The sequence below is a fragment of the Herbaspirillum sp. AP02 genome, from assembly GCF_015767275.1.
In the GTDB taxonomy this organism is placed as follows: Bacteria; Pseudomonadota; Gammaproteobacteria; order Burkholderiales; family Burkholderiaceae_D; genus Herbaspirillum.
Window position 1 is genome coordinate 319,995 of record NZ_JADWMY010000005.1, and the last position, 23,377, is coordinate 343,371.

19 protein-coding genes are annotated in these 23,377 nt (G+C 63.1%); 4 read left to right on the plus strand and 15 right to left on the minus strand.

What is annotated here, in order from left to right; translation table 11 throughout:
- Nucleotides 1-232: 232 nt before the first annotated feature.
- Together lysA and I5R65_RS13320 are read right to left on the minus strand one after the other, a co-directional pair.
- Nucleotides 233-1,525, minus strand: coding sequence for a diaminopimelate decarboxylase (gene lysA / locus I5R65_RS13315; RefSeq protein ID WP_180668121.1), 1,293 nt, complete (start codon nucleotides 1,523-1,525; stop codon nucleotides 233-235).
- Nucleotides 1,526-1,651: 126 nt separating this feature from the next.
- Nucleotides 1,652-1,882 carry a lipoprotein gene (locus I5R65_RS13320; protein WP_370460940.1) on the minus strand — a complete coding sequence of 77 codons (231 nt, stop codon included), beginning with the start codon at nucleotides 1,880-1,882 and terminating at the stop codon, nucleotides 1,652-1,654.
- 49 nt (nucleotides 1,883-1,931) lie between these two features.
- Between I5R65_RS13320 and cyaY the strand changes: the two genes are divergently transcribed.
- The 3 genes from cyaY (at nucleotide 1,932) to I5R65_RS13335 (ending at nucleotide 5,208) form a co-directional block, all read left to right on the plus strand.
- Complete coding sequence (gene cyaY, locus I5R65_RS13325) at nucleotides 1,932-2,264, plus strand: iron donor protein CyaY (protein WP_180668122.1); 333 nt, start codon at nucleotides 1,932-1,934, stop codon at nucleotides 2,262-2,264.
- A gap of 115 nt (nucleotides 2,265-2,379) precedes the next feature.
- Nucleotides 2,380-2,847 (plus strand): type II secretion system major pseudopilin GspG, encoded by a 468-nt coding sequence (gene gspG, locus I5R65_RS13330; RefSeq protein WP_180668123.1) that lies wholly within the window; start codon nucleotides 2,380-2,382, stop codon nucleotides 2,845-2,847.
- A 219-nt stretch (nucleotides 2,848-3,066) separates the two neighbouring features.
- Nucleotides 3,067-5,208 carry a TonB-dependent siderophore receptor gene (locus I5R65_RS13335; protein WP_180668124.1) on the plus strand — a complete coding sequence of 714 codons (2,142 nt, stop codon included), beginning with the start codon at nucleotides 3,067-3,069 and terminating at the stop codon, nucleotides 5,206-5,208.
- Between the two features lie 21 nt (nucleotides 5,209-5,229).
- Here the strand turns inward: I5R65_RS13335 and I5R65_RS13340 are convergent, their stop codons facing one another.
- The 13 genes from I5R65_RS13340 to I5R65_RS13400 all read right to left on the minus strand — a co-directional run bounded on the left by I5R65_RS13340 (nucleotide 5,230) and on the right by I5R65_RS13400 (nucleotide 22,492).
- Entirely contained in the window at nucleotides 5,230-6,765 is a 1,536-nt protein-coding gene (locus I5R65_RS13340; RefSeq protein WP_180668125.1) for an SEL1-like repeat protein, read from the minus strand.
- A 601-nt stretch (nucleotides 6,766-7,366) separates the two neighbouring features.
- Complete coding sequence (locus I5R65_RS13345) at nucleotides 7,367-8,551, minus strand: porin (protein WP_180668126.1); 1,185 nt, start codon at nucleotides 8,549-8,551, stop codon at nucleotides 7,367-7,369.
- Between the two features lie 295 nt (nucleotides 8,552-8,846).
- Entirely contained in the window at nucleotides 8,847-9,047 is a 201-nt protein-coding gene (locus I5R65_RS13350) for a hypothetical protein (protein WP_180668127.1), read from the minus strand.
- A 27-nt stretch (nucleotides 9,048-9,074) separates the two neighbouring features.
- Nucleotides 9,075-10,418 (minus strand): ATP-dependent protease ATPase subunit HslU, encoded by a 1,344-nt coding sequence (gene hslU / locus I5R65_RS13355; RefSeq protein ID WP_180668150.1) that lies wholly within the window; start codon nucleotides 10,416-10,418, stop codon nucleotides 9,075-9,077.
- Nucleotides 10,419-10,493: 75 nt separating this feature from the next.
- Nucleotides 10,494-11,030: an ATP-dependent protease subunit HslV gene (hslV, locus tag I5R65_RS13360; protein WP_077235891.1), complete on the minus strand. Its 537-nt coding sequence runs from the start codon at nucleotides 11,028-11,030 to the stop codon at nucleotides 10,494-10,496.
- A gap of 221 nt (nucleotides 11,031-11,251) precedes the next feature.
- The gene (gene putA, locus I5R65_RS13365; protein WP_180668128.1) at nucleotides 11,252-14,950 is read right to left on the minus strand and encodes a trifunctional transcriptional regulator/proline dehydrogenase/L-glutamate gamma-semialdehyde dehydrogenase; all 3,699 of its coding nucleotides are present in this window, start codon (nucleotides 14,948-14,950) and stop codon (nucleotides 11,252-11,254) included.
- Nucleotides 14,951-15,226: 276 nt separating this feature from the next.
- Nucleotides 15,227-15,952: an ABC transporter ATP-binding protein gene (locus tag I5R65_RS13370; protein ID WP_180668129.1), complete on the minus strand. Its 726-nt coding sequence runs from the start codon at nucleotides 15,950-15,952 to the stop codon at nucleotides 15,227-15,229.
- A gap of 15 nt (nucleotides 15,953-15,967) precedes the next feature.
- Nucleotides 15,968-16,735: an ABC transporter ATP-binding protein gene (locus I5R65_RS13375; RefSeq protein ID WP_006464705.1), complete on the minus strand. Its 768-nt coding sequence runs from the start codon at nucleotides 16,733-16,735 to the stop codon at nucleotides 15,968-15,970.
- Between the two features lie 15 nt (nucleotides 16,736-16,750).
- Nucleotides 16,751-17,965 (minus strand): ABC transporter ATP-binding protein, encoded by a 1,215-nt coding sequence (locus I5R65_RS13380; RefSeq protein WP_180668130.1) that lies wholly within the window; start codon nucleotides 17,963-17,965, stop codon nucleotides 16,751-16,753.
- Nucleotides 17,966-18,054: 89 nt separating this feature from the next.
- Complete coding sequence (locus I5R65_RS13385) at nucleotides 18,055-18,984, minus strand: branched-chain amino acid ABC transporter permease (protein ID WP_180668131.1); 930 nt, start codon at nucleotides 18,982-18,984, stop codon at nucleotides 18,055-18,057.
- Between the two features lie 156 nt (nucleotides 18,985-19,140).
- Nucleotides 19,141-20,079, minus strand: coding sequence for a delta(1)-pyrroline-2-carboxylate reductase family protein (locus I5R65_RS13390; RefSeq protein WP_180668132.1), 939 nt, complete (start codon nucleotides 20,077-20,079; stop codon nucleotides 19,141-19,143).
- A gap of 27 nt (nucleotides 20,080-20,106) precedes the next feature.
- The gene (lhpH, locus tag I5R65_RS13395; RefSeq protein ID WP_180668133.1) at nucleotides 20,107-21,117 is read right to left on the minus strand and encodes a trans-3-hydroxy-L-proline dehydratase; all 1,011 of its coding nucleotides are present in this window, start codon (nucleotides 21,115-21,117) and stop codon (nucleotides 20,107-20,109) included.
- Between the two features lie 238 nt (nucleotides 21,118-21,355).
- Entirely contained in the window at nucleotides 21,356-22,492 is a 1,137-nt protein-coding gene (locus tag I5R65_RS13400) for a branched-chain amino acid ABC transporter substrate-binding protein (RefSeq protein WP_006464874.1), read from the minus strand.
- 372 nt (nucleotides 22,493-22,864) lie between these two features.
- On the opposite strand from I5R65_RS13400, the gene I5R65_RS13405 reads away from it, so the two are divergent.
- Nucleotides 22,865-23,329: an Lrp/AsnC ligand binding domain-containing protein gene (locus I5R65_RS13405; protein WP_180668134.1), complete on the plus strand. Its 465-nt coding sequence runs from the start codon at nucleotides 22,865-22,867 to the stop codon at nucleotides 23,327-23,329.
- Nucleotides 23,330-23,377: the final 48 nt, after the last annotated feature.

The following is a 23,377-nucleotide window of genomic DNA, read 5'->3' on the forward strand; positions in this document are numbered from 1 at the left end:
CCGGTGGCGCATTGCTGCTCGCGCGCCAGGCTTGTTGGGGTGCTTCAGTTGTTCTTTGGACGGACGGCTATTTTGCGCCCAAATTTCTGAAAGGCAAAACAAAAATGCGGCTCTGCAAAAAATATCTGTGACCCAGCACCGGCGCGTATTGCCGCCCGATTAATAAACGCTGTTGAAAAGGAAACGGCAGCCCCGTTTCCGGGGCTGCCGCTTATCGGAGCGACAACAAAACTCAGTCGACGATCTTTTCCAGCGCAAACAGATCGGCCGGCTGCTCGCGCTGGCGGACCAGATGCACCTGCGTGCCATCGACCAGCACTTCGGCGGCGCGGCCGCGGGTGTTGTAGTTGGAGGCCATGGTCATGCCGTAGGCACCGGCCGACATCAGGGCCAGCAGGTCGCCTTCGCCAATGGCCAGCTCACGCGAGCGTGCCAGCCAGTCACCGGATTCGCAGACCGGACCGACCACATCATAGATACGCGCCTGGCCGGCATTTTCCTTGACGGTCTTCACGCCGTGCCAGGCTTCATACATGGCCGGGCGCATCAGGTCGTTCATGGCGGCGTCGACCACGGCGAAATTCTTGCCTTCGCCATGCTTGAGGTATTGCACTTCGGTCAGCAGCAGACCGGCATTGCCCACCACCGAGCGGCCGGGTTCGAACATGACCTGGATCGGACGGCCATCGTACTTGCCGGCGCGCCAGGCGTCGACCCGGGCGAACACGCGGGCCAGGTAGTCGCCGATGGCCACCGGGTGTTCGTCGTCGTAGCGGATGCCGATGCCGCCACCGATGTCGAGATGATGGATGTGAATGCCCTCCGCTTCCAGCGTGTCGACCATGTCGATGACCTTGTCCAGCGCTTCCAGCAGCGGCGAGTCGTCCAGCAATTGCGAACCGATGTGGCAATCGATGCCGACCACCTCGATATTGGGCAGGGCGGCTGCGGCACGGTAGCAGTTCAGCGCATCTTCATAGGCCACGCCGAACTTGTTTTCCTTCAGGCCGGTGGAAATGTAGGGGTGGGTCTTGGCATCCACGTTGGGGTTGACCCGCAGCGAGATGCGGGCGCGCTTGCCCATGGCACCGGCCACTTCGTTCAGGCGCGCCACCTCGGGGATGGATTCGACGTTGAAGCAGAGGATGTCATGTTCCAGGGCCAGCTTCATCTCGTCGCGGCCCTTGCCGACGCCAGAGAAGATCACCTTGCGCGCATCGCCGCCGGCGGCCACCACGCGCAGCAGTTCACCACCGGAGACGATGTCGAAGCCCGAACCCAGCCGGCCCAGCAGGTTCAGCACCGCCAGGTTGGAATTGGACTTGACCGAATAGCACACCAGCGCCCCACCCCCTGCCCCTTCGGCACGGCCGGCCTGGCGGCAGGCATCGGCATAGGCCGAGAAATTCTCGACCAGGGCGGCCTTGGAATAGACGTAAAGCGGCGTACCGAACTGTTCGGCCAGCGCCTGCAGCGAAACCTGTTCGGCGTGCAGGGCGCCATTGCGATAGGAAAAGTGGGACATGGATATCCGGGGAATCTGAACTGTTGGGGAATCCGGCACCAACCACGCTGGGCGGGTTCGGCGCCGCTTTGCAGCTGCTTTGCAACCTGGCTTGCGCGGCCCCTCCGGGTCACGCAGCGCGGGGGCTTATTTGGCGGGGGCGTCGGCCGCCGCCGGGCTTACATCGCCACCCTGCTGCGCGCCGGCCTTGGCGTCCGGCTGCGGGGCCGCCGGTTTGGGCTGGGTATGCGCAAACGGGTCGGGCGGCACCTTGGGCATGTACAGCGGACCTTTCTGGCCGCAGCCGGCCAACATCAGGACGGCGGCACAAAGGGCCAGGGAAGCTGCACGACGGACGGGAGAATAGTGTGACTTCACGATAAAATGTCGGATTACATCGAAATCTTAGAATGCCTTGGAGTGTAGCATGACCGAATCGGAATTCCTGGACCTGGCTGACGCCACCCTCAACGCCATCGAAACGGCGCTGGAAGACGCCTGCGACGCCAGCGAGCTGGACGTGGAATGCAGCCGCAGCGGCAACGTACTGGAGATCGAGTGCATCGACAATGGCTCCAAGATCATCATCAACAGCCAGGCACCGATGCAGGAAATGTGGCTGGCAGCCCGTTCTGGCGGCTTCCACTACAAATTCGACGGCCGTCACTGGCTCAACACCCGCGATGGCAGCGAGCTTTATGCCACGTTGTCAGAAGTGGTCAGCAGCCAGGCCGGCGTGCCGGTGACCCTGCAGCCCTGATGGCCGGCCAGTGCAGGGCCGCCGCCGCGGGTGGGGGCCCTGCGCTTGTCGCTGCGTACCGTTGATTTGCGCACCGTTGATTCCCTACCGCCCCTTGACCAAGCCAGCAGCTTCCATGCGTCGTTCTCCCCTGCCCTCGCGGCAACACCCTGCATTCCTCTTCCTGCAGCGCGGCCTGGCGCGCCTGCGCTGGATCCTGGCCTTGACCGTGCTGGCCGTCGCTGCCGCCCTGGCGCTGCCGCCGCTGGTGGCACGCTTCAACCACGACCATAGCCCGCAAGCCATGGCGGCCGAAAAGGACATGCAGGCCATCGCCAGCGGCCTGGACCGCTATCGCCAGGACAATGGCCGCTACCCCTCCACCCAGCAGGGCATGCTGGCCCTGGTGATCAAGCCGACGCGGGCACCGGTGCCCGCCAACTGGTCCATCGGCGGCTATGTCGACCGCCTGCCACGCGATCCCTGGGGTAACTCCTACCAGTACGAGGCCGATGACGACGGCACCAGCTATTCCCTCTATTCCTTCGGCCAGGCCGGCCCGGATGGCGGCGCCGATGGCGAACAGGCCATCCACCTCCACTGACGCGGGCCGCCCCCGCCCTCAGTCCTTTCCCTGATCCCCTGATCTGCACGATGTGATCCTGCCTTCGCGGGCGGGATCGCTGGCCTTGCCCTGCCTTTTCATTCCCATTTCACGGGAGCAGATGGCGGATAGGCAGCTTTCTATTTACATCTTCTTACAATCGTCATTTAATACGAATAATAATTATTCCTATTAATCGACCTCATTGTGAAGAATCGAATGAATTTCCGCCTACATCCGCTGCACCTGGCTGTCCTGGCCACCTGCTCCCTGTCGTCCCTGGCCTGGGCCCAGGAATCCACTTCATCCCTGCCGGCCGTCGAGGTCAGCGGGGTCCGCGCCAATGACGGCTATGTGGCACCAACTGCAGTCAGTGGCACCAAGAGCGAGGCGCCACTGCGCGACGTGCCGCAGACCATCAATGTGGTGCCGGCCCAGGTGATCCGCGACCAGAATGCGGCCTCGCTGCAGGATGTCCTGAAGAACGTGCCCGGGCTGGGCCTGTCCACCGGCGACGGCCAGCGCGACCAGGTGTTCATCCGCGGCTTTACCGCCATCGGGGACCAGTTCGTGGACGGTTTCCGCGACGACGCACTGTATTTCCGCGACCTGTCCAATGTGGAGAATGTGGAAGTGATCAAGGGCCCGGCCGCCGTGCTGTACGGACGTGGCTCCTCCGGCGGCCTGATCAACCGCGTGAGCAAGAAGCCGGGTGTGGATATCAGCGACGTCGGCATCACCGCCAACAGCACTGCCGGTCGTCGTGCCGAACTGGACCTGGGACGCGGCGCCGGCGAGGGTGCGCTGTCCTGGCGCCTGACGGGTGCCCTGGAACGCGGCGACGGCTACCGCGCCCAGCAATTCATCGACCGCAAGGCCATCGCCCCCTCGCTGGCCTTGCGCTTCTCGGCCGATACCAAACTGCTGCTGCAGGCCGATTACCTGGAAGACCGGCGCGTGATGGACTTCGGCATCCCGTCCTATCGCGGACGTCCGGTGGCGGTGGACCCAGGCACCTATTTCGGAGCGCGCAATGCCCGCGACGCCGACTTCGTGCAATCACGCGTGGCGTCCACCACGGCAACCTTCACGCACCGTTTCAACGACGAGTTTTCCTTCCGCAACGGCCTGCGCTATTACGATTACCACCTCAACCGCAACAACACCAACATCAACGGCAACGTCAACGAGACCAACGGCACCATGGCCCTGAACCATGCCAAGCTGGTGCGCGATGAAAACGGCTGGTTCAACCAGAGCGAACTGACGCAGAAGCTGGCGCTGGGCCAGACGCGGCATGAAATCCTGTATGGGGTGGAAGTGGGCAGCCAGAGCAAGGACGCCGCTACCTATGGCGGCGTGGCGGTAGCCGGTGGCAGCTCGGGTGTGGCGCCGGTCTCGATCTTCAATCCGGTGCTGCCGCTGGTCAATCCCGATCGCGTGACCGCGCCATCGCTGACCTACGGCACCTACGACACCTTTGCGGCCTATCTGCAGGACAGCATCACCTTCAATGCGCAGTGGAAGGCATTGCTGGGTCTGCGTCACGACAGCTTCCGCCAGCAGGCCAGGCTGGTGTCGGCCGCCGGTGTGCCCAGCAACCTGTCCCGCACCGACACCGCCTACAGTCCGCGCGCCGGCCTGGTGTGGCAACCCAGCGAGACGCAATCCTATTACCTCTCGTGGAGCCGCTCATTCCAGCCCTCCGGCGAGAACTTCGCGCTGGCCACCAACAACGCCGACCTGTCGCCGGAAAACACGCGCAACACCGAAGTCGGTGCCAAATATGATTTCTGGGAAGGACGGGCCAGTGCCACCGTATCGGTGTTCCGCCTGGAGCGCGACAACATCAAGTCGACCCTGCCCAACAATACGATCGTACCAGTCGGCAAGCAGCGCACCGATGGCGCCGAATTCACCTTCAGTGCCGACCTCAAGCAGGGCTGGAAACTGCTGGCCGGATACGCCTACCTGGATGCGGTGATCACCGAGTCATCCTCCTTCGACACCAGCGTCACGGCGGCCGGCAATGTGCCCTTCAAGGGCAAGAATGCCACCCTCACCCCGCGCCACAGCGCCAACCTGTGGCTGACCAAGGAGTTGGGGGAGGGCTTCATCGTCGGCGGGGGCGCCAATGCCGTCGGAGCACGCTTTGCCAACCCCGGCAATACCGTCACCCTGCCCGGCTATGTGACCGCCGACGCGATGGCGGCTTACCGCACCGCCCGCTATGAGCTGCAACTCAATATCGGCAATATCTTCAACACCGGCTACATCATCTCCGGCCACGGCAGCAGCCCCAACCTGAGCCTGCCGGGCGCGCCGCGCAACGTCGCGCTGAGCCTGCGCTACCACATGTAGGCGTGGCGCCGGCCCACCGCGTCAGGCGACCTCGGGGAAGGCGGTGCGCAGGCGGTACTGGCGCTGACGGTAGTTACCTTCCGGGCCGCTGAAGCCGCAGTCGACGTCGCCGAACAGGCGACTGACGCGGTTGATCGCAGCCCGCTGCGCCTCGTTTTGCACCGCGATCAGGCGCCGCTTGCTGCGGGCATGATGGGCGCAGATGTCGACCACCAGGCAATGGCCGTAATCGGCCTGCTTGACGTCGATGAGCAACGCCTCCGGCTTGGTCAGGCCGAAGATGGCCGCCAGTTCGATCCGGGCACTCAGGAAGGGGCTGCTGTTGCGCAGCCGGTCGCTCAACTGCGCACGCGCCTGCACCGCCCAGTCCTGCGCGTCTTCCTGCGCCTGGAACGGCAGCAGCGCCGCCGCCGATTCCGCATCGCCCCGGGCAGCGGCCTGCTGCCACCAGTACAGGGCCTTGACGTCGTGCATGGGGTCGTCGCGGCGATTGCGCCAGAAGATGTGCGCCAATTCCGCCTGTGCCTCGGTAAGGCCGGCCTCGGCTGCCTTCTCCAGATATTGCTGCGCCACCTGCAGATTGCGCTGCGAATAGATGGAACGCGAATAGATACGTGCCAGCGCATGCCAGGCCGGTGCACTGCCCCCTTCTCCGGCCAGCTCCAGCCAGTGCAGGGCCTTCTTGAAGTTGGCCAGGCCGTGTTCCATGAACACCCGCTGCCCCTGGCGGTCGATCTTGGCGCACAGCAGGCCCAGTTCCAGACGGGCCTCGTTCTCTCCCGCCACGGCGGCCAGCTCGAACAGACGCATCAGCTCCTCCAGCTCGGGTTGCACCGTGCGCGCCTGCCATTGGCCATAGCGCAACAGCAACGTGGCCTCCTCGGGAATCAGCCTTACCAGGCCAGCGGCATCGGCCTCCTTGTCCAGCTGCCCAACGGCGGCGCTGTTGCGCTCCAGCAGTCGCTCCACCAGCGGCCGCGCGCCACGTGCAAAGGCCTCGCCCTCCCCTTGCTGCCAGGCCTTGTCGAGCAGGGCGTACTGGGCTTGCTCGATGCCGGCGCGGGCGGCTTCCTGCATCAGCCTTTCTTCCACCGCCGATGAAGCCGCACCCGGCACCACCGGCTGGCCGTGACGTTGCATCTGCTGCGCCAGCAGCCACTGCGCTTGATGATCATCGCGACTGGCCAGCAAGGACAGCGCGGCAATGGCGCGAGCGTGGGCATTGCTGTCGAACTGGTCGGTATGCTCCAGCACCAGTCGGGCGAAAATCAGGCCGGCTTGCGGAACACCCGCCTCAAAAGCCTTTTCGTACCAGACCGCGGCCTCCTGTGGGGACGACAGATCCTTGACCTGCTCGTAGGTAATGTTGCGGCCGATGATCATCCAGGCATCGTCCACGCCTTGCTGGGCGGCGCGGCGCAGCCAATAGAACGCGGTACCCTTGCTGCGCGGCAGACCACTGCCGCCATTGAGATAACGTCGACCCAGAGCCAGTTGCGCGCACGATTCGCCGGCACGGGCCGCCTTGATGACTGCTAGCTCTTCTCTTGTGGCCATGTTGCTTCCTTTCTGTTGCGCCTGCTGTTGCGCTTGCAACTGCAAACAAAATCTTGGGAAAAGAAATCCCCTCCGGCGCAGCAAGCTGCGTCGGTTCCGTATGCATCAAAAAACTTAGAAATTGATGCCGCTATCCGAGCGTGAGGGGCGACGCCGTGCAAGAGTCCTCATGAAGGAAGATTCCTGCAGGCATCGAAATGTATGGTGGATATTAGAGCAGTGCAGCGCAGAAAAGTGCGTAAACAGGGAGGTCTATTACGCTTTCTTTACAGTCATCAAGATCGGCCACCAGTCAGGGTTTCGTCAGGTTTTTGCGATTCAAAAGCGAGCATTTTGCGGCACACCAAACTGCGTATCCCGGCTCCCTGCAAGCAGGGTGTCGAAAGTGAAACCGAGTCGAATGCGAAGGAGGCATCACGTTTTTACAGGCTTATTTTTATTGTTGCAAAATCTAAGAAACACAAACGGAAAACCAACAAAAACGAAACAGTGTAAAAGCACGAAAAAAAGCGCCGCATGAAACTCATGCGGCGCTTTGTTACTGCTAGTCCGATTGTGGATCGGCAGGCGTCGTCAAAGTCGACGACGCTGCTCATTCACATTAGAACTTGTGACGGATACCCACGGCGACGGCGCCTTGGTTGCCATCGTTGCCGGTGCTGTCGGAGACGCCCGGATTGACCAGATCGCTAGCCTTGGTGTAGGCCAGGAAGGCGTACAGGTCGGTGCGCTTGGACAGCCAGTAGTCGCTACCCAGGCTGACCTGGGTCAGCTTGGCCTTGGTGCCCACGCCGTCGAAGGTAGCACGGGTGTGGTCCACTGCAGCCAGCAGCTTCAGCGACGGGGTCAGCGAGTAAGCGGTACCGATTTCGTAGATGTCAGCCTTGTTGGAACGGGCCAGCGTACGGTTGGTCAGGGTGGTCAGCGAGCCCACGCCGATGGCGGTGAGGTTGGCCTGGGTGTTCAGGTCTTGCTTCACGCGCGAGTAGTTACCGTACACACGAGCCGGACCGAACTGGTAGGACGCCGCCACGTTCAGGACCTTCTGAGCGGAGCTACCAGCGTTGGCCGACAGGGTGTTGACGCTGGCGGTGGTCGAGGTTGCCGGGATCAGCGAGACGTCAGACGGAGTCGAGCCAGCCTTGGACTGGTAGTAGTTGATGCCCAGACCCAGAGGACCGTTGTCGTACTTGCCGCCGACGCCGAAGGATTGACCGGCGGAGGTCTGGCCAGCGGTTTCGCCGAAGCCGTACATCAGGTTACCGGTGAAGCCACTCAGGTTGGTCGTGGTGTAGCTGATGGAGTTGTTGGTGCGGGTGCCTTGCAGGCGATCCAGACCGGAACCGGAGTTGTTGACCCAACCACCGAAGTCGTTCACAGCGGTGTAAGCCGAGATGGTGTCGGCGAAGTCGGTTTGACGACCCAGCAGGACGGTACCGAAGCCACCAGCCAGACCGACCACGGACTTGCGACGGAACAGGTTGGAACCGGTGGTAGCGTCGGAGCCTTGCAGGCCACCGGTGTCGTTGCTGAAGCCAGCTTCCAGGTTGAAGACTGCGGACAGGCCGCCACCCAGATCCTCAGCACCCTTGAAGCCGATGCGCGAACCTTGGATGATGCCCGAGTTCAGGCCGAACTTGGAGCCGGTGCCGCCGTTGGTGGTAGCAACCTTGCTTTGGTAGACAACACCGGTATCGACGATACCGTAGATCGTGACGGAGCTTTGCGCTTGTGCTGCGCCTGCGAACGCGCCCAGAACGGCGAGTGCCAGCAGAGATTTTTTCATGTGACGTCCTTCTCTAAAAATAGTCTTGAGGATCCGCACTTGCAGTCGGATGGACAGACATTAATGCTTCTCGCCGCGCATGACTGCACCTTGGTCGATACAAGTCATTTTTTAGACGGGAGCGAAAGATTGAAATGGCAATTGTTGTATTTTTTTATCGCCTCGTCCCCCATCACCTGCCTTGTCCTCATCGGCAAGCAGCCTGCTTCAAAGGAAAAACGCCGGTATCTCTACCGGCGTTTTCACCAAAATCTAACATTTTGAAACATCTTGCCTGCAGGCTTGCAGATGCTGATCAGTCCTTGTCGTCACCGACCAGTTTGCCCTGCAGATCGGCTTTCAGCTGCTGCCGTTGAGCCGAGGCATTCTTGCGATGCGGACCTGCGCCACCGGCGCGCTGCTGGGCCGCCACGGCGACCGGATTGCGTGGCCGGGATTGCGATGGCTCGACGCGAAAACTTAGTTTCTGACGTGTCCCCAATGTCTTGTTGGCCATCGCAAGCTCCCGCCAGCGGCAATCAGATTACAGAACGTAGCGCGACATGTCTTCGTCCACGGCCAGTTCGCCCAGACGTTCATTGACATAATCGGCATCGATCATGAGCCCGTCCACGCCCGCCTCGCCGGCAGTGAAGGAAATCTCTTCCAGCAGTTTTTCCATCACCGTGTAGAGACGACGTGCACCGATGTTCTCGGTCTTTTCATTGACGCTGTGCGAGATCTCGGCCAGGCGCTTGATGCCGCTGTCCACAAATTCGATCTTGACGCCTTCGGTCGCCAGCAGGGCTTGGTACTGCTTGGTGAGGCAGGCATCGGTACCGGTCAGGATGCGCTCGAAATCGGCGATCGACAGCGAATCCAGTTCGACCCGGATCGGGAAGCGACCCTGCAGTTCCGGGATCAGGTCCGAGGGCTTGGACAGGTGGAACGCGCCGGAGGCGATGAAGAGGATGTGATCCGTCTTGACCATGCCGTACTTGGTATTGACGGTGGTACCTTCCACCAGCGGCAGCAGGTCACGCTGCACGCCGGCACGGGAGACATCGGCGTTGCCGTTCTGCGAGCGGGTCGCGATCTTGTCGATCTCGTCGAGGAACACGATGCCGTTCTGTTCCACGTTGGAGATAGCCTTCAGCTTGAGCTCTTCATCGTTGACCAGCTTGGCGGCTTCTTCCTCGATGAGCAGCTTCATGGCTTCCTTGATCTTGATCTTGCGTGCCTTCTTGCGCTGGTTGCCCATGCCCGAGAACATCGACTTGATCTGCTCGGTCATTTCTTCCATGCCCGGTGGCGCCATGATTTCCATGGTGGGCGCAGCATCGCTCAATTCCAGTTCGATCTCACGATCATCCAGCGCACCTTCGCGCAGACGCTTGCGGAAGGTCTGGCGGGTGGTGTTCTTGTCGTCCTTCTCGCCACTGCTGCCATTCTCGGAGGTGAATCCGAAATCGCGCGCCGGCGGCAGCAGCACGTCGAGGATGCGGTCTTCAGCGGCGTCCTCGGCGCGGGTGCGTACCTTGCGGGTTTCGACTTCGCGGGTCTGCTTGATGCCGATGTCGACCAGGTCGCGGATGATGGTATCGACATCACGACCGACGTAACCGACCTCGGTAAATTTGGTCGCCTCGATCTTGATGAAGGGCGCATCGGCCAACTTGGCCAGGCGGCGCGCGATCTCGGTCTTGCCCACGCCGGTGGGGCCGATCATGAGGATGTTCTTGGGCGTGATCTCGTGCCGCAACGGCTCCTCGATCTGCTGGCGACGCCAGCGATTGCGCAGGGCAATGGCCACCGCGCGCTTGGCGCGGGCCTGGCCGACGACATGCTTGTCGAGTTCGGAGACGATTTCCTTGGGGGTCATGTTCATGGTGGTGATCTTTTCGCTGTGACGGTTCATCAGGAGAGCAGGCGCACTGCGCTGCCGTGCAACCCAAGGCTGGGCTTAATCCAGCGTCTCGATGATGTGGTTCAGGTTGGTGTAGATGCACAGCTCGCCGGCGATGGTGAGCGATTTCTTGACGATCTCGGCCGGGGTCAGCTCGGTGTTCTCATACAGGGCCTTGGCAGCCGATTGCGCGTAGCTGCCGCCGGAACCGATGGCGCCGATGCCGTCATTGGGCTCCAGCACATCGCCATTGCCGGTGATGACCAGCGTAGTTTCCTTGTCGGCACACAGCAGCATTGCTTCCAGGCGGCGCAGCATGCGGTCGGTACGCCAGTCCTTGGCCAGCTCGACCGAGGCGCGCATGAGGTTGCCCTGATGTTTTTCCAGCTTGGCTTCGAACAGGTCCAGCAGGGTGAAGGCGTCAGCCGTGCCGCCGGCGAAACCGACCAGGACCTTGCCGTGATAGAGCTTGCGCACCTTGCGCGCACTGCCCTTCATGACGATGTTGCCAAGCGTCACCTGGCCGTCGCCGCCCAACGCGACCTGGTTGCCGCGACGGACGGAAAGGATGGTGGTGCCGTGAAATTGTTCCATGCTTGCCTCTGTTCAAATATATGCGTAGGTGCTGCGGGGCAGGCCTGGCCGCCCCACGTCCTGTCGAGATGGGGCTGGCCGTGCCGATTGCAAGACATTCCGGCCGCACGCCGCACGCAGGGGAGCCATATTGTACGCCGGCAAGAAAAACGGGCGCCGGGACACAAGGTCCGGGCGCCCGTCTCAGCGGATGGGACGACTCCGCTACGCGGCGGGTAGGCTTACACCGAGATCGTCATCAGGCTGGCATTGCCGCCGGCGGCCGTGGTGTTGACGCACAGCGCACGCTCGGCCAGCAGGCGCCACAGCGGGATGGCCGTATCTTCGCTGCACAGGATCAGCGGCACCAGCGCCCCTTCCCGCTGCGCCAGGCTGGCACGCCAGGCGGTGGCCTGGTGGCTGTCCACCAGCGCCGCCTGCAGCGCTTCGCCATCGAGGCGGGCGGCGCGACGGATAGCGCCGCGCACCGGGGCCGGCAAGCCGGCCGGCAGCAGCGCTGCGGTGGCCTCGTCGACCAGCACGGTATTGCCGGTGGCGAAGGCGGCGGCCAGCTGGTTGAGCAAGGTACCCACGCTGGCGGCCACGCACAGCACCAGGCCACGCGGGGCGAAGGCCAGGGTATTGCGCTCGCCGGTGGGGCCGGGCAGCACCAGGCTGCGCTGCAGCAGGCTGTCGCGGTGATAGCGCTCGCCGCTGGCGGCCAGGCGTTCATGGCCGTGCGTGCGGGCCCAATCCAGCAGGCTGTCCAGCAAGGCGTTGGGGACCGCCGAGGGCTGGGCACGGGTCAGTTCTTCATGCAGCTGCGCATTGCGTTGCAGGCGCTTCAGGTAGAGCGGGCCACCGGCCTTGGGACCGGTGCCGGACTTGCCTTCACCACCGAAGGGCTGGACCCCGACCACAGCGCCCACGATGTTGCGGTTGACGTAGATGTTGCCGACATGGGCGCGCTGGGCGACGAACTCGATGGTCTCGTCGATGCGGGAATGCACGCCCAGGGTCAGGCCGTAGCCGGTGGCATTGATGGCGTCGATCAACTGCGGCAGGGCATCGCGGCGATAGCGCAGCACGTGCAGCACGGGGCCGAAGACTTCGCGCTGCAATTGTGCCAGGTCGTCGATCTCGATCACGGTCGGCGGCACGAAGGTACCGTGCTGGCAGGCCGGGTCCAGCGGCAGCTGGTGCACCGAACGGGCGCTGCCGCGCATGCGTTCGATGTGGGCCAGCAGGTTCTGCTGGGCTTCGACGTCGATGACCGGGCCGATGTCGGTGGACAGGCGATCCGGACGACCCACGCGCAACTCGGCCATGGCGCCCTTCAACATCTCCAGGGTACGGTCAGCGATGTCTTCCTGCAGGCACAGCACGCGCAGCGCCGAGCAACGCTGACCGGCACTGTCGAAGGCCGAGGACAGCACGTCCTGCACCACCTGTTCGGCCAGGGCCGACGAATCGACGATGAGCGCGTTCTGACCGCCGGTCTCGGCGATCAGCGGTACTTCGCCGTGTTCGCCGCTGCCATCGCCATCGTCATGCGAGCGCTTGGCCAGGGTGCGGTTGATCAGTTGCGCCACCTCGGTGGAGCCGGTGAAGATCACGCCCTTGACGCGCACGTCCGAGGTCAGGGCTGCGCCCACGGTCTCGCCACGGCCCGGCAGCAGTTGCAGCGCAGCGCGGGGAATCCCGGCCTCGTGCAGCAATTGCACGGCGCGATGGGCGATCAGGGCAGTCTGCTCGGCCGGCTTGGCCAGTACCACGTTGCCGGCGGCCAGCGCAGCGCTGACCTCGCCGATGAAGATGGCCAGCGGGAAATTCCACGGGCTGATGCACACCACCGGTCCCCAGGCCAGGACATTGCCGTCGTGGCGCGAGGCGATGGCGTAGTAGCGCAGGAAGTCCACCGCTTCGCGGACTTCGGCAATCGCGTTGGGCAGGGACTTGCCGGCTTCGCGCACGGCCAGGGCCATCAGTTCGGCGATGTTGGCTTCCAGCAGGTCGGCGCCGCGTTCCAGCATGGCGGCACGCTCAATGGCGGGGGTGGATTGCCATTGCGGCGCATAGGCAGTGGCGGCGGTCAGCGCGGTATCGACATCGGCGACCGTGGCTTCGATCACCTGCCCCACCACTTCGCGATGGTCGGCCGGATTGCGCACCGGCTGCGCGCCCTGCGCGACAATCTCGCCGGCCACCAGCGGCGCGGCCTGCCACTGGCGGCCAGCCATGTCCGCAAAGGCCTGGTCCAGCTGTTGCAGGCGGGTTTCGTTGGAGAGGTCGATACCGGCTGAGTTCGTGCGTTCCTCGCCATACAGGCGCTGCGGCACGGCGATGGCCGGATGCGGCAGGCCGCCCTGGGCGCGCACGGTCTCGATGGGATCGGCCACCAGACTGTCCAGCGAGACCGCCTCATCGACGATCTGGTTGACGAAGGAAGAGTTGGCGCCGTTCTCCAGCAGGCGGCGTACCAGATAGGCCAGCAGGGTCTGGTGCGAACCGACCGGGGCGTAGATGCGGCAGGCCTTGCCCAGATTGTCGGCACCGACCACCTGGTCATACAGGGTCTCGCCCATCCCGTGCAGGCACTGGAATTCGTAGTTGTCGATCTGGTGCTGCTTGGCCCAGTGGTAGATGGCCGACAGGGTCAGCGCGTTGTGCGTGGCGAATTGCGGGTAGATCACGTCAGTCGCGGCCAGCAGCTTCTGTGCGCAGGTCAGGTAGGAGAGATCGGTGTGTACCTTGCGGGTATAGACCGGATAGCCTTCCAGGCCATCGACCTGGGCGCGCTTGATCTCGCTATCCCAGTAGGCGCCCTTGACCAGGCGGATCATCAGGCGGCGGCCATGGCGGCGTGCCAGGTCCACCAGGTAGTCGATAACGAAGGGGCAGCGCTTCTGGTAACCCTGCACCACGAAGCCCAGGCCCTCGAAGCCGGCCAGGTCGGGATCGGCGACCAGCACTTCCATCATGTCCAGCGACAGTTCCAGGCGGTCGGCCTCCTCGGCGTCGATGTTCAGGCCGATGTCGTATTGCTTGGCCAGCAGCAGCAACTGCTTCAGGCGCGGCAGCAGTTCACTCATCACGCGCGCGTGCTGGGCGCGCGAATAGCGCGGGTGCAGGGCCGACAGCTTGACCGAGATGCCCGGGCCGTCCTTGATGCCACGGCCGTTGGAGGCGCGACCAATCGCGTGGATGGCCTGCTCGTAGGACTGGTAGTAGGCATCGGCATCGTGCATGGTCAGGGCCGCTTCGCCCAGCATGTCGTAGGAGTAGCGATAGCCGCGCTTTTCGTTGTCGCGGCTGTTCTCCAGCGCTTCTTCGATGGTCTGGCCGGTCACGAACTGGTTGCCCAGCATGCGCATGGCCAGGTCCACGCCCTTGCGGATCAGGGGCTCGCCACCCTTGCCGATCAGGCGGGTGATGGCCTGGGTCAGGCCGCTTTCGCTGCTGGTGGACACCAGCTTGCCGGTGATCAGCAGGCCCCAGGTGGCGGCATTGACGAACAGCGAAGGCGATTCGCCCAGGTGCTTGCGCCAATCGCCCTTGCTGATCTTGTCGGCGATCAGGCGGTCGGCGGTCTGGCGGTCGGGGATGCGCAGCAGCGCCTCGGCCAGGCACATCAGCGCCACGCCTTCTTCCGAGGACAGCGAGAATTCGTGCATCAGCGCGTCCACGCCGGACGAGCGGGTGCGCTTCTCGCGCACCTGCTGCACCAGTTTCCGGGCCAGTTGCTGGGTCGACTCCTTCCAGGACGGGTCGCCCTGGACCTGCTGCAACAGCCATTGCACGGCCTCGCGCTCATCGCGACGGTAGGCGGCGGTGATGGCGGCGCGCAGAGGGCTGGGAGCGGGCAGCAACTCGGCGTGGAAGGCGCCGAAAGGCAGGCTGGAAGCAGTGGCCGCAGGCGCGGCAGAGGCAACGGTAGTCATGGTCTGGAGTTCAGGATGGGAAGGATTTTGGCAACCGGATTCTATGTGCTAAACACCAATATTAATTCTGTATTTCATGCATATAACCAATATTAAATTCGGTATAAATAAATTTATCCATCTTTAATTTTCCACAGAATCCGAACTCGAGCGGCACAGCCAGGCCGGCCGCGCCTGTGCAGGCGGCAGGACCGACAGCACGAAAAAACGCCGCAGGCCTTGCGGCTGCGGCGTTTTGCTGACATCGGTGTCACCGGCGCGACAGACTCGTCCGGATCACCCCTCACCCAGGTAAGCCGCCTTGACCCGCGGATCATCCAGCATCTGCCTGGCCTCGCCTTCCATGGTGATCAGGCCCGACTCCATCACGTAACCGCGATGCGCCGCCTCCAGCGCCAGCTTGGCGTTCTGCTCCACCAGCAGGATGGTGATGCCTTGGGCCGACACATTGCGGATCACTTCAAAGATCTTCTCCACCATGATCGGCGACAGGCCCATCGAGGGCTCGTCCAGCAGCAGCAGCTTGGGGTGGCTCATCAGCGCGCGCGCCATGGCCAGCATCTGCTGTTCACCACCCGAGAGCGTACCGGCCATCTGCGCCGCGCGCTCCTTCAATCGCGGGAAGACCTCGAACCAGCGGTCGATGTCGGCCTGGATCTGGCCCTTGTCATTGCTGGTGTAGGCACCCATCAACAGGTTTTCCTGGATGCTCATGCGGGTGAAGACGCCCCGCCCTTCCGGCACCATCGCCAGCTTGTCCTTGACCAGCTCGAAGGACTTCTTGCCCTTCAGCGGATTGCCCAGGTAGGAGATATGGCCATCTACCTTGCTGCTGGGCAGCGTGCCGGTGATGGCTTTCAGGGTGGTGGTCTTGCCGGCGCCGTTGGCACCGATCAGGGTTACCAGTTCGCCTTCGTTGACTTCCAGCGCAATGCCCTTGACGGCCTGGATGCCGCCGTAGGCCACGCTCAGTTGTTCGACTTTGAGGATGTTCGTTGTCATGTTCTGTGGTCTCGCTTAATGGCCCGCGCCCAGATAGGCTTCGATCACCGCCGGGTTCTTCTGTACATCGGCCGGTACGCCCTCTGCAATCGGCTTGCCGTAATCCAGCACCGTGATGCGGTTGCACAGGCCCATCATCAGCTTCACATCGTGTTCGATCAGCAGGATGGTCCTGCCGTCGGCCTGGATCTTCACCAGCAGCTCGCGCAGGCCCAGTTTCTCGGTGGCGTTCATGCCGGCCGCCGGTTCGTCCAGCGCCAGCAGCTGCGGGTCGGTCGCCAGGGCACGGGCGATTTCCAGGCGACGCTGGTCGCCGTAGGACAGGTGGCGTGCGGTGCGCTTGGCGAACTGGCCGATGCCCACGAAGTCCAGCAGTTGCTGCGACTTGGCGCGGATCGCCGCTTCTTCGTCACGGGCCGCCTTGTGGCGGAACACCGCACCAAACACGTTCTGCTTGGTGCGCACGTGGCAACCGACCATCACGTTTTCCAGCACGGTCATCTCGCCGAACAGACGGATGTTCTGGAAGGTCCGGGCGATGCCGGCCTTGGCCACTTCGTGCGGGGCGCTGGGCGAATACGGCTTGCCGTCCAGCTCGAAGCTGCCGGTATCCGGTTGATACAGGCCCGTGATGACGTTGAAGAAGGTGGTCTTGCCGGCGCCGTTGGGGCCGATCAGGCCATAGATCTGGCCGCGCTCGATGGTGATGCCCACGCCGTTCAGGGCTTGCAGGCCGCCGAAACGCTTGCTGACGTCGCGGATCTTGAGCAGTGTCTGTGTCATGTTCTGTGCTCCAGCTTAGGCGTTGACTTCGCCGGTCGTGCCGACTTTGGTATGGTCCACTTCGGGACGGTCTTCATGGCGCGGCGAGGGCCACAGGCCCGCCGGGCGGGTCAGCATGATGATCACCATGGCCAGGCCGTAGAGCAGCTGGCGCAACACTTCGGCATCGATCCAGACACGGCCGAAGATGGCCATCTGCAGCGGTTCCACCACGTGGCGCAGCACTTCCGGCAGGGCCGCCAGGATCACGCCACCCAGCACCACGCCGGGGATGTGGCCGATACCGCCCAGCACCACCATGGCCAGCACGGCGATGGATTCGGTCAGGGAGAAGGATTCCGGCGAGACGAAGCCCTGGAAGGCGCCGAACATGGCACCGGCCACGCCACCGAAGGAGGCGCCCATGGCAAAGGCCAGCAGCTTGACGTTGCGGGTGTTGATGCCCATCGCCTTGGCCGCGATCTCGTCTTCGCGGATGGCCACCCAGGCACGGCCCAGGCGCGAGTCCTGCAGGCGCACCGAGAAGAAGATCACGAAGATGCACAGCACCAGGAACAGGTAGTAGTAGGCATTGACCGAGGGCAGGCTCATGCCCAGCACCTTGACCATGGAACCGGAGCCGGGTTCGCCGGCCAGCGACACGCCAAAGACGCGGATCGGGTCGATCAGGTTGATCCCCTGCGGGCCGTTGGTGATGTTGACCGGGGCGTTCAGGTTGTTCATGAAGATGCGGATGATCTCGCCGAAGCCCAGGGTCACGATGGCCAGGTAGTCACCGCGCAACTTCAGGGTGGGCGCACCCAGCAGCGCACCGAAGAGGGCCGCCAGCACGCCCGAGATCGGCACGATCAGCCACAGCGACAGGTGGATGCCGTTCTGCACGATCTGCGGACCATACAGCCAGACCAGGAAGTTGCCGACGTCGGGATAGGTATTGACGAAGGACTCGATCACGGCCGCGAACTGCGGCGAGGCCAACAGGCCCGTGGTATAGGCGCCGATGGCGTAGAAGGCGATGTAGCCCAGGTCCAGCAGGCCGGCGAAGCCCACCACCACGTTCAGGCCCAGGGCCAGCATGATGTAGAGCAACGCCATATCCATGATACGCACCCAGGAATTGCCGAAATGCTGGGCAATCATGGGGAAGATGATCATCAGCGCCAACAGCACCAGCAGGCTGATACGCGCCTGCTGCGGGTTGCGCTTCATGTCGAAGGTCATGAGAGCCATAGTGTTCTCTTCCGATTCTCTAAGTTCTGTTTTTTAAACTTTTAGGTCTTTACGTTTCAAGGTGTGCAAGGTGCGCACACCTTGCACACTCAAGCCCGATCCGCCACGCGCTCGCCCATGATCCCGGAGGGGCGCAGGGTCAGCACGATGATCAGCACGATGAAGGCGAAGATGTCCTGGTAGTTGCTGCCCAGGAAGTTGCCGGTCAGGTCGCCGATGTAGCCGGCACCCAGGCTTTCGATCAGTCCCAGCAGGATGCCGCCCAGCATGGCGCCGTAGATGTTGCCGATGCCACCCAGCACCGCCGCCGAGAAGGCCTTCAGGCCGGGCACGAAGCCCATGGCGAACTGCGCGGTGGAATAGTTGGCCGCCCACATCACGCCGGCGATGGCCGCCAGGGCCGCGCCGATGGCGAAGGTGACGATGATGACGCGGTTGGCGTCCACCCCCATCAACCCGGCGATGCGCGGGTTCTCGGCGGTGGCGCGCATGGCACGGCCCATCTTGGTCTTTTCCACGATCAGCACCAGGCCGATCATGGCGGCCAGGGCCAGCAGCAGCAGCATGATCTGGGTCGGCGAGATCAGTGCACCAGCGATATGCACCGGGTCGGACGGCATGACCTGCGGGAACGGCAGCGGGCTACGGCCCCAGATCATCATGGCGAAGGTCTGCAGCAGGATCGACACGCCGATGGCGGTGATCAGCGGCGCCAGGCGCGGTGCATTGCGCAGCGGGCGGTAGGCGATGCGTTCGATCAGGAGACTGACCACGATACACACCGGTATCGCACCGACGATGGCGATGATCAGCTTGACGATGCCCGGCAGGTCCGGTGCCACATGCTGCACCAGTTTGAGCAGCGACAGGCCCACCATGGCCCCCACCATCAGGATGTCGCCGTGGGCAAAGTTGATCAGGTTCAGCACCCCGTACACCATGGTGTAGCCCAGGGCGATCAGTGCGTACATGCTGCCTAGCACCAATCCGTTGATGATCTGCTGGATGAAAATGTCCATGAAACGCTGTCTCCTTGTGGAGGATGATTTATATGAAAAACTGCAAAAGGGAATGCGAAAAAACGCGGAAAAAGAAGAACAACAACCGCAAGGAAACCGCAATCGCAAAAAAATCGTAAATTATTTATCAAATTTCCTGCGATTGCACGTTCAATTTCAGAGTCCCAGCGTTGCGCGCATCACGCGCGCGGCGGCCAGGTCCCATGAGGCCTGGCCCACGGTCTTGAACACCGGCAATGCCCCGTCCTTGTGCAGCGTGGCGGCCGGCGCCTTGCCGGCCAGCACGTCGGCGATGCCCACCACCTGCTGCCAGTCGACCTTGGCCTGGATCAGGTCGCCGGCCTCGTGGTGCGCTCCGGGCAGGTCATCGACCACGATGCGACGGGCATGCAACAGCGTGGCCGGGAACTCCACCATCTCCGGCTTGAAGGCGCCCACGCCGATGGCCAGGGTATCCGGTGCAATGCCTTCGGGGATCACCGCCACGCGCGAGGTGGTCATGGCGATCACCACGTCGGTGCGTGGCAATTCCTCTTGCAACATCCGTGCCGGGAGCGGACTGGCCACGGCCTGCGGGTGACGTTCACTGATAGCGCGACAGAAAGCCTGGGTGCGTTCGAGGTCGCGTGCGGCGACCCAGAATTGCGATACGCCGAAATACTCGACCAGGGCATCGGCGTGGGCGGCGGCCTGGGCGCCGGTGCCGATCAGCAGCGCCGATTGCGGCTTGCGCGGCAACAGGGTGCGTATGCCCAGCATGCTCATGGCGGCGGTGCGGCGGCCGGTGACGGTGGGGCCATCCATGAGTGCCAGACGTCGACCGGTGTGGGTGTCGAAGGCGATGACCTCGCCCTGGATGGCGGGCAGGTGATGGCGGGCGTTGTCGGCGTGGACGGTGATCAGCTTGGTCACCGAGAGGTCGTCAGCGATGGCCGGCATGCCCAGTAGGACGCTGGCGGCATCGATGGGAACGACCTGGCGTTCCGGGGCGCGGATGGCACCGCTGGCCAGTTCCTGCGCAGCGCGTGCCAGGGCATCGACCAGTGCGGCATAGGGCAGCGCCTGGGCGCTCTGGTGGGGATCGAGGATGTGCATGGAGGTCCTGTCTCGAAGGGAGTGCGCTCAGCGCAGGAAGAAGCCGGTCGGGAAGGGATCGGACTCTTCCAGCACCCACTGGTTGGTGCTCATGATGTGGGCGTGGCCGCTGACCTCGGTGAGCGCACCATCGAAGTCACCGACCTGGGTGGCGGCAGTCACCCGCACGCCGAAATTGCTGCCGACGATGCTGCCGTTGACGTAACGCTGGTTCAGCGCCAGCTGCCCGCGCAGGAACAGCTGGGCAGCGCGGCCGGAGGTACCGGTGCCGGTGGGCGAGCGGTCCACCTCGCGGTCGGCGAAGATGCAGACATTGGATTGATCGGCACCGGGGAAATTGGGCTCGCTGTCGATGATGGTGCCGTACAGCGTATTCAGGCCAGGCTCCAGCGGATGCTGGATGGCGACCTTGGCGATGACGGCGGCCTTGGTCTCGGCGCCCAGCTGGATCAGCTGGCGCACCAGTTCGGGCTTGACGGTCAGGCCGGCCTGGGCGGCGTTGATGTAGTAGTAGAAGGCGCCGCCGAAGACGATGTCGCCGCTGATCTTGCCAAAGCTGGGGGTCTGCACCTCGACATCGCGACGATAGATGAAGGCCGGTACGTTGTTGAAGCTGACCTTGCCGGCACGCACACCGTCCCACTCGACGAAGGCTTCGATGAAGCCGGCCGGGGCGTCGAAGCAGATGCGGGTCTGTGGCTGCGTGCGTTCGACGTAACCCATTTCGACCAGCACCTTGCCCAGGGCGATGATGCCGTGGCCGCACATGTCGCTATAGCCTTCGTTGTGGATGAAGATGACGCCGAAGTCGGCACCGGCGCTGACCGGCGGCAGCAGGTAGGCGCCATACATGTCGGCGTGGCCACGCGGCTCGTTCATGAGGAAACAGCGCAGGTCGTCGCGGTGTTCGCGCAGCCAGGCGCGCTGCTGCAGGATGGTGCCGGCGGGGATCTTGGGCAGGCCGGAGACGACGATGCGCAGCGGTTCGCCGCCGGTGTGGGCATCGATGGTCTGGACGGTACGGGTGTAGCTGAGCATGTGGCTTCCTTCCTGGTAGGCTGCGGGCCGCCAAGGGCACAGCCTGACACTGTGCCGCGCCTGTCAGCGGGAGATGTCGCCGTGCAGGCTCAAGCGGGTACGACAAACCGCTCCCGGTCGGCCTGGGCCGGCGGGAAGCGGGGATGTACATCTCTGGAGCGGGGGTCGGGAGGCCTGGCGCGCCGCCCGCTAGCGCGGGCGGCAGGATCAGGCCGCATCACAGCCCGTGGAGGACCGATCAGTAGCTGGTCAGGGGGACCGGCAGGCCGTCCTTGAAGCGATAGACGGTCACGGGCGATTGCTTCAGGTCGTGGTTGGCGTCGAAGTCGTACTGACCGGCCACGCCCTTGTAGCTGATCTTGGCCAGGGCCGGGCCGAAGGCCTTGGGCTCGATGGAGTTGGCCTGCTTCATGGCCTGGGCGATCAGCATCATGCCGTCATAGAACGAGACCGCATAGGTTTCGGCAGGACGGCTGTACTTCTTCTGGTAGTCGTCGGAGAAGATCTTGCCGTCCTTGGCCTTGTCCAGCATGGTGCCGCCTTGGGTACAGTAGACGGTCTCGCCGATGGCGTCGCCACCCAGACGACCCATTTCCGGCGAGCAGATGCCGTCGCCGCCCATCAGGGGGACGTCGATGCCCAGTTGCTTCATCTGGCGCTTGATCGGGCCGCCTTGGGGAGCGTAGCCACCCAGGAACACGGCGTCGGGCTTCTTGCCCTTGATCGAGGTCAGGATGGCGGTGAAGTCGGTGGCCTTGTCGTTGGTGAAGTCCTTGCTGACCACTTCGATGCCGTTGGCCTTGGCGACCTTGGCGAATTCCTCGGCCAGGCCCTGGCCGTAGGCGGTGCGGTCATCGATCACGGCCACGCGCTTGAGCTTGAGTTCCTTGGCAGCGTACAGGGCCATCTTGCCGCCCAACTGGCTGTCGCTGGCCGCCACGCGGAACAGGGTGGCGAAACCTTGCTGGGTGATCTTGGGGTTGGAGGCGACGGTGGCGACCACGATGCCGGCATCGTTGTAGACGCGCGAGGCGGGGATGGTCACGCCCGAGTTGTAGGGACCGACGATGGCCTTGACGCCCTGGTCAGCCAGCTTCTGTGCCACGGCCACGCCCTGCTTGGGATCGGCCTGGTCGTCTTCGGCGATGACTTCGAACTTGATCTTCTTGCCGCCCACGGTGATGGGTTGCGCATTCAGACGCTCGACTGCCATCATCAGACCGCCCTGGTTATCCTTGCCGGCCGATGCCTGGGGACCGGTCAGGGGGCTGGAGAAACCGATCTTGACGACCTGCGCTTCTTGCGCCATGGCGAAGGCGGGGATCAGCGCCAGCGAGGCTGCGATGATGTTGAGTCCGGAGACGCGCTTGAACATGGGGTGTTTCCTCTCTTCTAGAAAGTCAGACTGCGGTTGGTGATTGCATTGAAAACGCTGGAAAAGCAGGATTTGCGCCATCCCGCACCTTGTGGGCGCGGGCGATGCAATTCCGTTGATGCTGTACTTTCTGCGAATACAGGGGTAAGCGCAGGCAAGCCCTGGCAAAACAAAACTCGTCAACACTCTTGCCGAGATACTGCTGTCATCCGCGCAGAAGAGCCGTTTCCGGCACTTCATGCCCGCATTACGTTGTGTTTTTTATGAGGGAGGATTCTATTGACTCTTCCTTGATATTAGGCGCGTTTATTCCCTTTATAATCAGAATAAAATTCACTCTAAATTTTTTTAACTGAATAAAGTTCAGAAACCATGGCCGGACTCGACAAGATCAGCAAGAAAATTCTGGCAGAGCTGCAAAACGATGGTCGTATCAGCAACGTCGACCTCGCCGCGCGCGTGGCCCTGTCACCAGCGGCCTGCCTGGAACGGGTACGCAAGCTGCAGGAGGCCGGCTATATCCTGGGTTATGCGGCGCAGTTGAATCCGGAGCTGCTGGATGTGTCGCTGCTGGTATTCATCGAAGTGGTGCTGGACCGCACTACGCCGGATGTCTTCGCCGAGTTCAAGAAGAGCGTGCAGAGCATTCCCGAGATCATGGAGTGCCACATGGTGGCGGGCGGCTTCGACTATCTGGTCAAGTCGCGGGTCAAGGACATGAACGCCTATCGCGAATTCCTGGGCAAGTCGCTGCTGCAGCTCAAAGGCGTGCGCGAGACGCATACCTATGCGGTGATGGAGGAGGTGAAGAACACCATCCGCCTGCCGATCCGCTAAGTCACGCCCCACTCACTCTCTCCCTCCTCCACCCCCGCCGCTCTCACC